The 14,221-nt window shown below is 70.8% G+C and carries 16 protein-coding genes; 6 read left to right on the top strand and 10 right to left on the bottom strand.

Annotated features, from left to right (window positions below; genetic code table 11):
- Positions 1–42: 42 nt before the first annotated feature.
- Complete coding sequence (gene mptB / locus ACIRB4_RS03640; protein WP_403288192.1) at positions 43–1,476, bottom strand: polyprenol phosphomannose-dependent alpha 1,6 mannosyltransferase MptB; 1,434 nt, start codon at positions 1,474–1,476, stop codon at positions 43–45.
- 127 nt (positions 1,477–1,603) lie between these two features.
- On the opposite strand from mptB, the gene ACIRB4_RS03635 reads away from it, so the two are divergent.
- The gene (locus ACIRB4_RS03635) at positions 1,604–2,815 is read left to right on the top strand and encodes a pyridoxal phosphate-dependent aminotransferase (RefSeq protein WP_403288191.1); all 1,212 of its coding nucleotides are present in this window, start codon (positions 1,604–1,606) and stop codon (positions 2,813–2,815) included.
- A gap of 80 nt (positions 2,816–2,895) precedes the next feature.
- Positions 2,896–3,288, top strand: coding sequence for a hypothetical protein (locus tag ACIRB4_RS03630; protein WP_403288665.1), 393 nt, complete (start codon positions 2,896–2,898; stop codon positions 3,286–3,288).
- A gap of 175 nt (positions 3,289–3,463) precedes the next feature.
- Here the strand turns inward: ACIRB4_RS03630 and ACIRB4_RS03625 are convergent, their stop codons facing one another.
- On the bottom strand, positions 3,464–5,287 hold the full coding sequence (locus ACIRB4_RS03625) for a phosphoenolpyruvate carboxykinase (GTP) (protein WP_403288190.1): 1,824 nt from the start codon (positions 5,285–5,287) through the stop codon (positions 3,464–3,466).
- Between the two features lie 207 nt (positions 5,288–5,494).
- On the opposite strand from ACIRB4_RS03625, the gene ACIRB4_RS03620 reads away from it, so the two are divergent.
- Positions 5,495–6,169, top strand: a complete 675-nt coding sequence (locus ACIRB4_RS03620; protein WP_403288189.1) for a hemolysin III family protein — start codon at positions 5,495–5,497, stop codon at positions 6,167–6,169.
- A gap of 8 nt (positions 6,170–6,177) precedes the next feature.
- On the top strand, positions 6,178–6,804 hold the full coding sequence (locus ACIRB4_RS03615) for a TetR family transcriptional regulator (RefSeq protein ID WP_403288188.1): 627 nt from the start codon (positions 6,178–6,180) through the stop codon (positions 6,802–6,804).
- Here the strand turns inward: ACIRB4_RS03615 and ACIRB4_RS03610 are convergent.
- The 3 genes from ACIRB4_RS03610 to ACIRB4_RS03600 are packed head-to-tail and all read right to left on the bottom strand — an operon-like array spanning position 6,770 to position 8,959.
- Positions 6,770–7,786, bottom strand: a complete 1,017-nt coding sequence (locus tag ACIRB4_RS03610; RefSeq protein WP_403288186.1) for a glycoside hydrolase family 26 protein — start codon at positions 7,784–7,786, stop codon at positions 6,770–6,772. The genes ACIRB4_RS03615 and ACIRB4_RS03610 overlap by 35 nt on opposite strands.
- Before the next feature lies 1 nt (position 7,787).
- Complete coding sequence (locus ACIRB4_RS03605) at positions 7,788–8,435, bottom strand: vitamin K epoxide reductase family protein (RefSeq protein WP_403288185.1); 648 nt, start codon at positions 8,433–8,435, stop codon at positions 7,788–7,790.
- Positions 8,436–8,455: 20 nt separating this feature from the next.
- On the bottom strand, positions 8,456–8,959 hold the full coding sequence (locus tag ACIRB4_RS03600; protein ID WP_403288184.1) for a DUF5949 family protein: 504 nt from the start codon (positions 8,957–8,959) through the stop codon (positions 8,456–8,458).
- Positions 8,960–9,109: 150 nt separating this feature from the next.
- Between ACIRB4_RS03600 and ACIRB4_RS03595 the strand changes: the two genes are divergently transcribed.
- Complete coding sequence (locus ACIRB4_RS03595) at positions 9,110–9,532, top strand: tyrosinase family oxidase copper chaperone (RefSeq protein ID WP_403288182.1); 423 nt, start codon at positions 9,110–9,112, stop codon at positions 9,530–9,532.
- Complete coding sequence (locus ACIRB4_RS03590; protein WP_403288181.1) at positions 9,516–10,382, top strand: tyrosinase family protein; 867 nt, start codon at positions 9,516–9,518, stop codon at positions 10,380–10,382. Before ACIRB4_RS03595 ends, ACIRB4_RS03590 begins: the two co-directional genes overlap by 17 nt.
- A 65-nt stretch (positions 10,383–10,447) precedes the next feature.
- Here the strand turns inward: ACIRB4_RS03590 and ACIRB4_RS03585 are convergent, their stop codons facing one another.
- The 5 genes from ACIRB4_RS03585 to ACIRB4_RS03565 all read right to left on the bottom strand — a co-directional run bounded on the left by ACIRB4_RS03585 (position 10,448) and on the right by ACIRB4_RS03565 (position 13,898).
- The gene (locus tag ACIRB4_RS03585; RefSeq protein WP_403288179.1) at positions 10,448–10,729 is read right to left on the bottom strand and encodes a chaplin; all 282 of its coding nucleotides are present in this window, start codon (positions 10,727–10,729) and stop codon (positions 10,448–10,450) included.
- A gap of 289 nt (positions 10,730–11,018) precedes the next feature.
- Positions 11,019–11,507 (bottom strand): hypothetical protein, encoded by a 489-nt coding sequence (locus ACIRB4_RS03580; protein ID WP_403288178.1) that lies wholly within the window; start codon positions 11,505–11,507, stop codon positions 11,019–11,021.
- 190 nt (positions 11,508–11,697) lie between these two features.
- On the bottom strand, positions 11,698–12,537 hold the full coding sequence (locus tag ACIRB4_RS03575) for a hypothetical protein (protein WP_403288177.1): 840 nt from the start codon (positions 12,535–12,537) through the stop codon (positions 11,698–11,700).
- A gap of 400 nt (positions 12,538–12,937) precedes the next feature.
- Positions 12,938–13,219 (bottom strand): hypothetical protein, encoded by a 282-nt coding sequence (locus ACIRB4_RS03570; RefSeq protein ID WP_403288176.1) that lies wholly within the window; start codon positions 13,217–13,219, stop codon positions 12,938–12,940.
- A 436-nt stretch (positions 13,220–13,655) separates the two neighbouring features.
- On the bottom strand, positions 13,656–13,898 hold the full coding sequence (locus ACIRB4_RS03565; protein ID WP_403288175.1) for a chaplin: 243 nt from the start codon (positions 13,896–13,898) through the stop codon (positions 13,656–13,658).
- Positions 13,899–14,221 lie beyond the last annotated feature (323 nt).

Here is a 14,221-nt window from a genome sequence, read left to right as displayed (position 1 = left end):
GCCCACCCCACGCGCCCCGTGGTGGGCCACGGGACGGCGTCCTTACGGGCGCGGCCGTCCCACGGTCCTGTCCACCACGGGGCCGTGCACCGGCCGGGAGTCCTGGGCCCACGGCTCCCGCCGTGCCCACCACAGCCCGAGCACAAGAACCACCCCCGCTGCCACGAAGCCGTACCACGGCGTACGCCCCGACGGCGCCGTCTCGTACACCAGCGCCGCCGACAGGACGACCAGCAGCTGCCCCGCCCGGCTCCGCCACGCCACCGCCGCGACCACCACCGTCCCCCACAGCAGGTACCACGGCTGCACCATCGGCGACAGCACCACCAGGGCGATCAGCGACAGCCCGAGCCCCAGCACCGGGTCGACGCGTCCCCGGTAGGCGCGCCAGGCGAGTGCGGCGATGACGGCGAGCGCGGCGACCAGCCCCAGCGTCCGCACCACACCCTTGACCGGCTCCGGATCGTCCGCGACGAGCAGCCCGAGCCCGAGCCCGATGTCGCTCGTCACCGACAGCGCCGTGTGAATGGTCCCGGCGACGCTCTGCGTACGCAGCCAGCCGAACCCCGTCCCGGCGACGAGCGTCGCCCCGGCGGCGACCGCCCCCGCCACCGCCCCGGGCAGCACCAGCCCCTTCACCACGCCCCGTACGCCGTGCCCGCGCGCCACCATCACGCCGATGAAGAGCAGCGCCACCGCCGCCGGCGACTTGACCATCATCGCGAGCCCCACCAGAACGCTGCCGAGCACCCACCGCCCGCGGACCGCGAGCACCACGCCGCTCAGCATCAGACCGATCATGAGGCCGTCGTTGTGCATCCCGCCGACGACGTGGATGAGCAGCAGCGGGTTCAGCGCACCCAGCCAGAGCGCGCCCGGGCCACCGCCGAGACCCCGTACGGCCCAGACGATCAGCGCGAGCGCGGCCAGCGCGATCAGCCGCATCCCCAGCACGGCGGGCACGATCTCGCCGCCCGTCAGCTGCACCACCCCCTGGGCGAGGGCGAGGAAGACCGGCCCGTAGGGGGCGGGGGTGTCGGTCCAGTGCCCGCCGACGCTGTCGGCGGCGTCGGCGCCGAGGTCGCCGGGGCCCAGGACGGAGGGGCCCGCGCCGTAGACGTCGTGGCCTTCGAGGACCATCGCACCCTGCGCGATGTAGCTGTAGACGTCGGCGCTGTAGAGCGGGGGCGCGAGCACGAGCGGCGCGGTCCACCAGGCGAGCGTCACGAGGACCCGGTCCCGTACCCCGTCCGCGAGCAGCCTCCCGTACCGCCACCAGGCGGCCACCAGCAGGGTGAGGCCGAGGTACGCGAGGACGGCGGCGGCGACGGCGGTTCCGGAGCCCCGGGGCGCCCAGATCCCCCACGGCTCGCGCACCGGAAGGGTCCCGGCCGCGTACCCGCCCGCGGCGACGGCGAGCGATCCCACCGCACCCAGCCACCGGCATCCGGAGGCACTCGCACTCAACACCCACATGACGGGCCAACCTATCCTGACGTGCGACGCTCCTCCGGCCCGTGACCCCTGGGGCAGGGCGGCCCCAAAGGCCCGACGTGTCCCAAAACACGAGGCGCGGTGTCCGCCCCCGCCGTAAGCTCGCGTCATGCAGGTGATCCAGTCCACGAAGCTCGCCAACGTCTGTTACGAAATCCGGGGCCCGGTGCTCGAAGAGGCGATGCGGCTGGAGGCTGCCGGTCATCGCATCCTCAAGCTGAACACCGGCAACCCCGCCGCCTTCGGTTTCGAGTGCCCGCCGGCGATCCTCGAGGACGTGCTGCGCAATCTCGCCGACGCGCACGGCTACGGCGACGCGAAGGGGCTGCTGTCCGCCCGCCGCGCGGTGATGAGCCACTACGAGACGAAGGGCATCCCGCTCTCCGTCGAGGACATCTATCTCGGCAACGGCGTCTCCGAGCTGATCCAGATGTCGATGCAGGCCCTCCTCGACGACGGCGACGAGGTGCTGGTCCCCGCCCCGGACTATCCGCTGTGGACGGCGTCGGTCTCCCTGGCCGGCGGCACGGCCGTGCACTACCGCTGCGACGAGCAGGCGGACTGGATGCCGGACCTCGCCGACATCGAGCGGAAGATCACCGACCGCACCAAGGCGATCGTGATCATCAACCCGAACAACCCCACGGGTGCCGTCTACGACGACGAGATGCTGCGGTCCCTCACCGAGATCGCCCGCCGCCACAACCTGGTCGTCTGCTCGGACGAGATCTACGACAAGATCCTCTACGACGGCACCACGCACACCCCGACGGCCGCCATCGCGCCGGACCTGCTGGTCCTGACGTTCAACGGCATGAGCAAGAACTACCGGGTGGCGGGCTTCCGCTCCGGCTGGCTCGCGGTCTGCGGCCCCAAGGCGCACGCCACCTCGTACATCGAGGGTCTGACGATCCTGGCGAACATGCGGCTGTGCGCGAACATGCCGGCGCAGCACGCGGTGGCCGCCGCCCTCCAGGGCCGGCAGTCGATCGAGGACCTGGTCCTGCCGGGCGGGCGGCTGCTCGAACAGCGCGACACGGCGTACGAGCTGCTCACCCAGATCCCGGGCGTGACCTGTGTGAAGCCGAAGGGGGCGCTGTACCTCTTCCCGCGTCTGGACCCGAGCGTCTACAAGATCAAGGACGACCGGCAGATGGTCCTGGACCTGCTGCGGGCCGAGAAGATCATGGTGGTGCACGGGACGGGCTTCAACTGGCACGAACCGGACCACTTCCGGATCGTCACGCTCCCCAACGCCAAGGATCTGGCGGACGCGGTGACCCGCATCGGCACCTTCCTCGACGGCTACGGCCAGCACTGACCCGCCGCCCCGGACGGCGCTCAACTTTAGACGGAATCTAAGCTAGGATGGCCGCAGAGCTACTGCAGGAGGCCGTCCCCATGTACGAACCGATCCGCACCAAGTCGGTCCACCGGATGGCCGACGACGACCAGAACGCCTACCCGCACCGCTCCCGCGAGGAAGAGCTGGACATCCAGCTCGCCGGGCACCTCTCCGCCCTGCTCGCCGTCACGGACGAACTGGGCGACGCGGCGGCCGGCGAACGCATCGCCCAGCAGGTGGCAAGGCTGCGTGGCGCGCCCCCGGCCCGTCACGCGGGGCTGAGCGGCTCGTCCGCCCAGTCCCTCCACCGTCGCGCCCACACCCTCGCGGGCCGGGCCCTGGTCGTCGCCGCGTCCCGGGCGGACACGGCCGCCGCGATCCTCGCCGCCGAGCGCATGGACGCGCACACCGCCGCGCTGGCCTCCCCCGAACTGGTCAGCGCCCCCTGACGGCCCCGGGCCGCGTGCCGGGGAGGCGCGCGGCCCGGGCGCCACTCACGCCAGAAGGCCGGCCCCCGAAGCCGTGAGGAGCTTCGGGGGCCGGCATGCGTCGTGACGGGCCGTCGTGACCCCACTGGTCAGGGCGGTTGTCGTGGGCAACCCGTCACGAGTCGGTGGTGCGGGTTCAGCCCAGGCGCTCGACCAGCGCGCGGTACTCGTCCCACAGCTCCTTCGGCGTGTGGTCGCCGAAGGTGTTCAGGTGCTCGGGGACCAGCGCGGCCTCCTCGCGCCAGACGTCGCGGTCGACCTTGAGCAGGAACTCCAGGTCCTCGGCCGGCAGCTCCAGGCCGTCGGTGTCGAGGGACTCGACGGTCGGCAGGATGCCGATCGGGGTCTCGACGCCCTCGGCCTTGCCCTCCAGGCGCTCCACGATCCACTTCAGGACGCGGCTGTTCTCGCCGAAGCCCGGCCACACGAACTTGCCCGCGTCGTTCTTGCGGAACCAGTTGACGTAGTAGATCTTCGGCAGCTTGGCCTGGTCGGCGTCGGCGCCCACCTTGATCCAGTGGGCCATGTAGTCGCCCATGTTGTAACCGCAGAACGGCAGCATCGCGAAGGGGTCGCGGCGCAGCTCGCCGACCTTGCCCTCGGCGGCGGCGGTCTTCTCGCTGGCCACGTTGGCACCGAGGAAGACGCCGTGCTGCCAGTCGAAGGACTCGGTCACCAGCGGAACGGCGCTCGCCCGGCGGCCGCCGAAGAGGATCGCCGAGATCGGCACGCCCTTCGGGTCCTCCCACTCGGGCGCGATGATCGGGCACTGCGAGGCGGGGACGGTGAAGCGGGCGTTCGGGTGGGCCGCCGGAGTCTCGGACGCGGGCGTCCAGTCGTTGCCCTTCCAGTCCGTGAGGTGCGCCGGGGCCGTCTCCGTCATGCCCTCCCACCACACGTCGTTGTCGTCGGTCAGCGCGACGTTGGTGAAGACGGCGTTGCCCCAGAGGGTCTTCATGGCGTTGGCGTTGGTGTGCTCGCCGGTGCCGGGCGCGACGCCGAAGAAGCCGGCCTCGGGGTTGATCGCGTACAGCCGGCCGTCCTCGCCGAACCGCATCCAGGCGATGTCGTCGCCGATGGTCTCGACCGTCCAGCCGGAGATCGTGGGCTCCAGCATGGCGAGGTTGGTCTTGCCGCAGGCGGACGGGAACGCGGCCGCGACGTACTTCGACTCGCCCTGCGGCGGGGTGAGCTTGAGGATCAGCATGTGCTCGGCGAGCCAGCCCTCGTCGCGCGCCATGACGGACGCGATGCGCAGGGCGTAGCACTTCTTGCCGAGCAGGGCGTTGCCGCCGTAGCCGGAGCCGTACGACCAGATCTCACGGGTCTCGGGGAAGTGCGAGATGTACTTGGTGGTGTTGCAGGGCCACGGCACATCCTCCTGGCCCTCCTCCAGGGGGGCGCCGAGGGTGTGGACGGCCTTGACGAAGAAGCCGTCGGTGCCGAGCTCGTCGAGGACGGCCTGGCCCATGCGGGTCATGGTGCGCATGGAGACGGCGACGTACGCGGAGTCGGTGATCTCGACGCCGATGGCGGAGAGCGGCGAGCCGACCGGGCCCATGCAGAAGGGCACGACGTACATCGTGCGGCCCTTCATGGAGCCGCGGAAGATGCCCTTCTCACCCGCGAAGATGTCCTTCATCTCCGCCGGGGCCTTCCAGTGGTTCGTCGGGCCCGCGTCCTCCTCCTTCTCCGAGCAGATGAAGGTCCGGTCCTCGACGCGCGCGACGTCGGAGGGGTCGGAGGCGGCGTAGTACGAGTTCGGGCGCTTGATCGCGTCCAGCTTCTTGAACGTGCCCTTGGCGACGAGCTCCTCGCACAGGCGCTCGTACTCGGCTTCGGATCCGTCGCACCAGACGATGTCGTCCGGCTGCGTGATCGCCGCGATCTCGTTCACCCAGGAGACGAGTTCCTGGTGCTGGGTGGGGACGGTGGTGGGAGCCGCGTTGTCGCGCGCCACGATTGCTCCTTGATGAGGGGTTTTTAGATGTTGGCCCCTTGGGGGCTGCGACCCGGATGCTTCTCGTGTGGAGACGCTCGCGCTCATCCGGTGCCGACCGCACTCATTTGATCATCCGACGCAAGTGCCCATATGTCCAGAGGGCCGCCCACGTGAGCATCGCCACTCCCGCTCGCCGCTTACGGGGGCGTCGGTAGCATTCTCGGCATGACTTCAGGCATGCCGTCGGTGAACGAGATAGAGCAGTTCGTGAAGCCGCGGCTGAGAGGATGGCTGCACGCGGGGATGTTTCCCGCCGTGATCGTCGCGGGTGTCGTCCTGGTCGCCCTGGCGGACTCGCCCCGCGCCCGGATCGCCTGTGGCGTCTACGTCCTCACCGCCTGTCTGCTGTTCGGCACCAGCGCCCTGTACCACCGCGGGAACTGGGGCCCGCGCGGCGAGGCCATCCTGCGCCGCCTCGATCACGCCAACATCTTCCTGATCATCGCGGGCACCTATACCCCGCTGACGCTGCTGCTCCTCCCCGATTCCACCGGGCGGCCGCTCATGTGGGCGGTCTGGGTGGCGGCCGCGGCCGGCATCGCCTTCCGGGTCTTCTGGGTCGGCGCCCCTCGCTGGCTGTACACGCCCTGCTACATCGCGATGGGCTGGGCCGCCGTCTTCTTCCTGCCGGACTTCATGCGCGCGGGCGGCGTCGCCGTGCTCGTGCTCGTCATCGTCGGCGGACTGCTCTACAGCGCGGGCGGTGTCATCTACGGCATCAAGCGCCCCAACCCGTCCCCGCGCTGGTTCGGCTTCCACGAGGTCTTCCACTCACTCACCCTCGCCGCCTTCATCGTCCACTACGTCGGCATCTCGCTGGTGGCCTACCAGCACGCCTGAGCGGGACAATGACGGCCATGGCCGCCGACACTCCCCCACGCCCCAGCCTGCGCGAACGCAAGAAGCTCAGGACCCGGGCGGCGATCCGGACGGCCACCTACCGGCTCGCCGCCGCGGACGGCTGGGAGGCGACCACCGTCGAGCGGATCGCGGCCGCCGCCGACGTCTCCCCCTCCACCGTCGTGCGCTACTTCCCGGTCAAGGAGGACATCCTCCTGACGAGCGAGCTGGATCCGCTGGTGGAGGCCCGGCTGCGGGCCCGCCCCGCGGACGAGGAGCCGCTGGAGTCGCTGCGCGCCGTGATCCTCGACGCGGTGACGGCGGTCCTGGCCGACGAACCCGAGGAGACCCGGCTGCGGGCCCGCCTCCTGGTGGAGGTCCCCGCCGTACGGGCCCGGCTCACCGAGACCACGGCCGAGACCGGCCGGCGCCTCGCCGACGCCCTCGCCGAACGCACCGGACGCGCCACGGACGACCTGGAGGTACGGGTCTTCACGGCGGCGGTCCTCGGCGCGCTGCGCGAGGCGACCGTCTACTGGGCCGAACGCGGCCGGCGCGACGACGACCTGATCCCACTCCTGAACCGGACCGTCGACGCCCTCAAGGACGGCCTGGCGCTCCGAACGCGCCCCTGACGACCTTCCCCGACTCGGGATTGTCCGCGCAGCCCCACACCCCGTGCGGGCAGTAGTCGGTGAAGGTCTGGTAGACGGGCCGGTGCCGCGCGAACCAGTCGAGCATCCCGCGCACGTACGCGGGATTGTCGCCGTTGTGGAACAGCCCCCACTCCGGGTACGAGACGGGCTTGCCGTGCGCCGCCGCGAACCGCACATGATCCGCGAGCCCGTACTCCTCCCCCACCTGTCCGGCGAAGTCCAGCCCCTCCGGCTGGTCGTAGGCGTCCATCCCGATGATGTCGACATAGGCGTCGCCCGGGTAGCAGCGCGGCCACTCCACGGCGTCCCGCCCCCGGCTCGCGGTGAAGTCGAAACGGAAGCGCTGCCCGGGCACGTCCCTCAGCACGCCCACGACCCGCCGCCAGTACGTCTTCCAGGTCTCCGGGTCCGGTCCGCAGCGATGGCTGTAGGTGGTCCCGTTCATCTCCCAGCCCAGGACCAGGACCGCGTCGGCCAGCCGGTGCTCCACGAGCCGCTCCCCCAGTGTGCGGAAGTGGCCGTCGTACGCCCCCGCCGCCCCGCGCCGCAGCCCCGCCCGGACCTCGTCGTCCGGCAGGCCGTCCTCGCTGCGGTCGAGCAGCGGCACGTTCAGGACGAACAGCCGCCCCGGGCCCGCCTCCTTCCACCGCGCCCACGGCTCGAAGAGCGCCGGATGCCCCTCGATGTTGGACCAGCGGTCGCCGGGCAGATACGTGTGCCCGACGGTCAGCGAGCCGCCGCCGAGCCAGCGCTGCACCTCGCCGATCCGCCGTACCCCTGTCGCGTCGGAGCCGGTGAAGAAACCGGACGGCACCGTCAGAGCCGCCGGCTCCGCCTCCGGCACGGCGGGTCCCGCGCTCGGCCGGGTGCCCGGCGCGAGCCGGTCGGAGGGCAGGACGAGCACGAGAACGGCCGCGAGCAGCACGATCAGTGCGGCCCGCGGCCGGCGGGAGAGGGTCACGTCAGCTGGTCCAGAAGTCCCACCACCGGGTCAGGATCAGCATCCCGATGATCCCGATGTGCAGGACGGGCAGGGCGAAGGTGAACTCCTCGAAGAAGCCCTTCAGCGCGGCGGGCGCGGGCAGCAGCCCGGTCCGCACGTTGTGCGAGGTGACGTACCAGAACATGACGATGGTGGCGGCCCAGGCCAGGCAGCACCACAGGCACAGCGCGTTGATCTCGTACAGCGACTGGTACATCAGCCAGGTGCAGAAGCCGACACCGAACAGCGTCCCGGCGTTGAGCCCCAGCCAGAACCAGCCGCGGTAGCGGGCCCCGGCCAGCAGCCCGGCGCCGACGGCCACGACCATCGCGTACGTCACGAGGCCCAGCATCGGGTTCGGGAAGCCGAACACCGCCGCCTGCTCGCTCTTCATGATGCTGCCGCAGGAGACGACCGGGTTCAGGCTGCACCCCGGCTGGAAGTCCGGATCCTCCAGGAGCAGGAACTTGTCGAGCGTGATGACCCAGGCGGCCAGCACACCGGCCGCACCGGTGACCACGAGCAGCCAGGCCAGGGCCCGGCTCGCCGCGGCCGGTCCGTGCGTCGCGTCGTCCTGCGCGAGCTGCCGCTGCCCCGGCACCCCGCCGCGTACGTTCGCCGTCGCCATGACGCCGCCGCCTTCCCCGCTCAGCCCTGCAGCCGCCGCACCGGCAGCACGGCATGTCCTCCGGTCGCCAGGGGGTTCTCGCCGGAGAAGAAGGACCGCAACTGCTCCTCCGAGACCGGCTCGCCGGGCGCGGCGTCGGGCCAGGGGCGGACGGAGCAGACCAGGTAGGCGTGTCCGAGCTCCTTGGCGGCCGCCTCCCACTCCGCCGGCACCGCGCACTGGACCTTCAGGAACGGCAGGGTGAGGACCGCCTGCCCCGCCTCGACCAGGAGATGGGCGTCGACCCGGGAATCCTTGGACGCGTCGACCACCGGCCCGCCGACGGTCAGGCCCATGCCCTCCACGGCGGCACGCATCGCCTCCGCACAGGCCTCGGGGCCCTCACTGCCGTTGCCGAGCGAATACACCATCAGATACGCGGTCGCGGGCTTGTCTTCGGTGGCGCCCATGGTCCAGAGGACGGTCGAGAGGGTCCCCAGCGGGGAGTCGCTGAGCGTCTCGGAAACGACATTGGAAGAAGTCATGGGTCCGGATGCTAGTGGTCGCACGCCCGCCATTCCGCGCCGAATTCACCCGAACGGCCGACATTCATCCCTGAGCCATTTCCCCCGCAACGAAGTCGGGATTTCATCGTTGTGCCCTGAGGGCATTCGCCGAGCATCAGGAGATCACTCATGATCGTCCCGCGCCGCGTCGCACTGCGCTTCCTCTTTCCCGCGACCCTGGCCGCCTTCACGGGCGGCGCGCTCGCACGTGTCGCCGCCACGCCCCGCGAAGGGCGCCCCGCCGCCCCGACCGCCTCGGGCGGCACCGGCGACGCCTTCGACGCCTTCGACGAGATGTACCGGGGGCGCCGTATCCAGGGCCGGGCCGCCCCGAGCGGTGCGCCGGAGGTCCTCGTCGACGGGCGGCCGCTGCATCTGATGCGCTGCGCGGACGGCGGCTATCTCACCCCCATCGATCACTACCAGTCCTGTCCGACACCACTGGAGGCCACCCGCGCGGCCGTCGACGAGCTGGGGTCCGCGCCGCTGACCCGCTACGCCGCGGCCCACGGCGTCCACCCGGGAGGGAGCCAGCGTGGTCCACACACGTAAGAACCAGCGCGATCTGACCGGCGCCGAGCGGAGGAAGTTCGTCTCCGCCGTCCTGGAACTCAAGCGCCGGGGGACGTACGACGAGTTCGTCCGTACGCACATCGAGTACTACGTATCCGACGGCGAGGGCCGCCTCCGCGTGGCCCATATGACGCCGAGCTTCCTGCCCTGGCACCGCAAGTTCCTGCTGGAGTTCGAGCGGGCGCTGCAGCGGATCGACCCGTCGGTGACCGTGCCGTACTGGGACTGGACGCGCGACAACACCCCGGCCGCGTCCCTCTGGAACGACGACTTCATGGGCGGCAACGGCCGCCGCGGCGACCTCCAGGTGATGACCGGCCCCTTCGCCCACGCGGGCGGGCGCTGGGCCGTGAAGCACGGCATGACCGAGAACCGCTTCCTCACCAGGGACTTCGGCCGCCCGTCGGACCCGATCAGCCTGCCCACCAAGGCGCAGCTGGACGAGGTGATGCGGGAGACGGTGTACGACATGGCGCCGTGGAACTCGACGAGCCGCTCGGGCTTCCGCAACCGGCTCGAAGGCTGGGCACCGGGCCGGGGCAACGACCGCCACCGTATCCACAACCGGGTGCACCGCTGGGTCGGTGGCCTGATGCTGGGCGGCGCCTCGGTCAACGACCCGGTGTTCTGGCTGCACCACTCCTTCGTCGACCTGCTCTGGTCACGCTGGCAGCAGCGCAACCCGCGCGCCGGCTACCTCCCGGCGAAGCCGCCCCCGCTGGGCGACTCGCAGTACCGCCGGATCGCGGCCCTCCACGAGCGGATGGGTCCGTGGGGCGTCACCCCGGCCCAGATGCTCGACCACAGCAAGCTCTACCGGTACGCCTAGATTCCGGGCGTACGTCAGCGGCCCCCCGGCAGGTCTGCCGGGGGGCCGCTCGGTGATCTGGGGGATCAGCCGCCGTAGCCACCGTCGCCGTGGCCGTGGCCGTGGCCGTCGACGTTCGCGCACTGGTTGCCGAACGCCGGGTTGATCAGGCCGATGATGGTGACGGTGTTGCCGCACAGGTTGATCGGGACGTGGATCGGAACCTGCACCACGTTGCCGGAGGCGATACCGCTTGAGTTGACGGCTACGCCCTCCGCGCCGGAATGGGCGACGGCCATGCCGGCTCCGCTGAGGGCAACGGCACCCGAGCCGGCGAGGACAGCGGCAGCCTTCGCGATGCGAGACATCAAGAACTCCTTGGACGTGGAAAGGCGACCGCGAGAATCACGGCCGTCATTCGTGTTAACGCCGAAAAGGCGTGTGAGTCACGCCCTTTAGGCCGGATGGAACAGAACCAGGAGAGGGAAGGCCCGCGGAACCGGGTCCACCCACCGTCGGATACGGCGGAGCGACCCCCGGGTCCGCGGGCCACGGCCATGCGACAAGCCTTCTCTTGTAACGAGCAACGACCCCTCGGGTGGCGGGGAAGAATCGTGTCTTCACCCGCCGGGTCACCGATCGCACAGAAGAACGCCGTCAGGCCGTCGGCTGCGCCAGACCCAGCTGGGAGTCCAGCGCCCCCGTCACGGCGGGGGCGATGACGCCGGCCTTCGGCGACGTGAACCCGGGCATCCCGCCACGGTCGGCACGCGGCTGGGTGAGCGGGTTGCCGACGAGGGCACCGGGCGTGGTCGCCGCCATCTTGGAGCGGGGGGTGGTCAGTAGCGCCTCGCCGAGCTCGCTGCCCTCGATGACCTCCGGCAGCGGGGCGGCGACGACGCTCTCCGGCATGTCGGTGTCGAGCGGTACCGTGGGCAGCCCGATGTCGGGCAGCGAACCCGCCCGCCCGGGGTGGAATCCGGTGGGAGCGCCGGGCATGGGCAGCGGGGCGGCGGTGGAGACCGTGGGAGCGTCCATGGGGATCACCGGCTCCAGCCCCTGGAGCGGCACGTTCACCGGTGCCTCGACGGCGGCCGCGGGGGCGGCCATGGCCGCGGAGGCGAGAGCGGTCACGAGGATTCCCATGCCGGCTTGAGATCGCAGATTCATGACTGCGTACGCCCTTCAGAGCAGAAGACAAGAGTGCGGTGTTGCTGTGTCCTGTGAACGAGCCGTCCGGGCCGAACGTCGCGAAATTCCCCTGTCTGCAGCAACGCCGGAGCCCCCCACCGGTGATGGGCGGGGGGCTCGGTTGACGGGACGTCAGCACAGCGCGTCAGTGTCGGCGCTCCTGACGTCCGGCGGACGCGAAGCGGCCCGCGCGGAGGCGGACGACCGTTCCGCCGAGGAGCAGCGCCGCGCTCGTGGCGGCGGCGGCCCACAGCGCGGAGTCACTGCCGGTGTCGGGGAGCTCGGGCTTGCCCGGCCCACCGGGCGGGGTGGAGGGAGGTGTGGTGACGGGAGGCTTGGTCGGCTCCTCGCACCCCGGCCCCGGCTCCTCGCACTCGCCCGGCGGCGTCGTCGGCGGAGTCGTGGGCGGCTTGGTGGGGGGCGTGGCGGGCGGCTTCGTCGGAGGGGTCGTCGGGGGCTTGGTGGGCGGCTTGGTCGGAGGCTTCGTGGGAGGCGTCGTCGGGGGCTTGGTCGGCTCCTCGCACCCCGGCTTGGGCTCCTCGCACTCGCCCGGCGGCGTCGTCGGGGGCTTGGTGGGCGGGGTCGTGGGCGGCTTGGTGGGGGGCGTGGCGGGCGGCTTCGTCGGAGGCTCCGGGTGGCCCGGGTTCCCCGGGTGATCCGGGTTCTCCGGGTTCTCCGGGTGGTCCGGGTTGCCGGGTGGCTTCGGGTGGTCGTCGTCCGGGACGTCGTCGTCCCCGTAACCGTCGGGGTCGAGACCCGCGCGCGTGCACAGATCGCCGACCGCCGCCGCGGCCTCGCCGAGCTTCATGGGGTGGCCGCACAGATCGGAGCCGGGGGTGAGCTGGAGGTGGTGGCCCGTGCCGCGGCCGGGGCCCTCACCCGTACCGGGCGTGGAGTTCGCCGCCATGGCGAAGCCGCCGGTCAGCGACAGAATGCCCGTCGCGGCGGCGGCAGTGATCAGTTTCCTGCTGATGATGGATCGCATCCCGCTCTTCCTCTGGAGAAAAGGAGAGACCGGCGGGGGACCCCCCTCGCTCCGACCGGCCTGTCCACGCACTCGGTGCGTCAGCCGCTGAGGGACTGACTACGGAAAGCGAGGCTCAAGGAGACCGGGCGAACGCTCCGCGGCGACCGCGACGCGCGGTCGAGCGCTGCCGTCCTCGGACTCTCCATGGGCCAACCTTCCGTGGGGTTGGCGAGAGCGTAGGAGCGGCGGGCGGCGAGAAACCGAGGCCACACGGCGGGCGATCAGAAAATCATTCGATCGGCCGACCACGTGGCGTAACGGTGAGCGCGGGTGGCAACGTCCGCCGGGACCGGGCGGAGGAGGATGTGGTGGGTGCAGGGGGAGCGGAAACCCCCGGCTGCGGGCGCGTGAGGGCCCGTCAGTTGCCGAGCGGGAGACCACCGAGCAGCGATCCGGCCTGGTCGGACTTGTTCAGGGAGCCCGCGGTGTCCCCGACCTTCTTGACCACGGAACCCTCCGTGGTGCTGCTCAGCTCGTCCGTCTTCAGCCCCTTGCCGCCGAGCCCCTGGCCGGCGATCGAACCCAGCCCGCCGTCGAGGCTCGTGGGAACGGCGGCCGACTCGGCGGCCATCGCGGGGGCGGCGGCGGCCAGAGCCATCACAGAACCGGCGACGACCGCGGCAACCTTGGTGGGCTTCATGGGGTGAGTCCTTCCTCTAGGGCGTCTCTCGCAAGCAAGTCGCTTGCCGCACAGTCCTCTTGGCCGATTCCTGTACGTCGTTCCGCCTTCTGTAACGAGGGGTCCGCTCCCCGGAAACTCCAGCAGGAAGGATTTCCCGGCACAGCACCCGAACGAAGGGCCGCGGTCGTATTTGCCGACCGGACGTGTGTGCGCCGTGCCCGATCCGGGGCCGCTTGCCTGCCTGCGGCTATAGCACTCCGCTACGGGGGAACTACTGAGCGCCACCCCTTCGTTCGAGTGAATCCCCCGCCCCGACCTGCCCCTGTCGGGGGCGTACGCCGTTGCACCGGGCGGCGCACAAGGGTGCGCCCCCGAACGAGCGGAAGGCCGACGCACCGCACCCTGGACGGGGCGGTGCGCCGGCCTCGGAAGGACGGCGGTGCGGTGTGCGAGATCAGGCGTTGACGCAGGTGTTGCCGAAGGCCGGGTTCAGCAGGCCGACGAGGTTGACGGTGTTGCCGCAGAGGTTGATCGGGATGTGGATCGGGACCTGCACGACGTTCCCGTTCAGGAGCAAGCCGTTGGAACCCACGGCAGCGCCCTTGGAGTGGGCGTCGGCGACGGCGACACCGGTGGCACCCGCGACGGACACGGCGACACCGACGGTCAGGACTGCAGCCTTCGCGATACGGGACATGGGGAAGCGCTCCTCGAATGTAGTGAAACCACTGAGACCTGACGGTCGATGCGGACGGAGACGTCCGACTCCCTCAACAACGCGGTTCCATTTCATTGGTTGCTCTCCCGAACGGGTGACGTTCAACCGATCTTTGGGCCATAGGGGTGCCGAATGGCAGACCGATCGGAGAGAGCAGCAACACGCCCGGCCGGGAACCTGCCTGGTGGATACGGAAGTTCGCTTTTCCGGACATCTAATGCTTACTATCGCCCGGCGTTGGGGTTATAACGTTCAACAACGTTGCTTCCGGCCCCGCCGCGCGTTCACTCATTTCGTGCGGA

The sequence above is a fragment of the Streptomyces sp. NPDC093600 genome, assembly GCF_044764755.1.
Taxonomy (GTDB): Bacteria; Actinomycetota; Actinomycetes; order Streptomycetales; family Streptomycetaceae; genus Streptomyces.
Note: the sequence above shows the minus strand (reverse complement) of the source record. Positions and strands in the feature narration are given on the sequence as shown.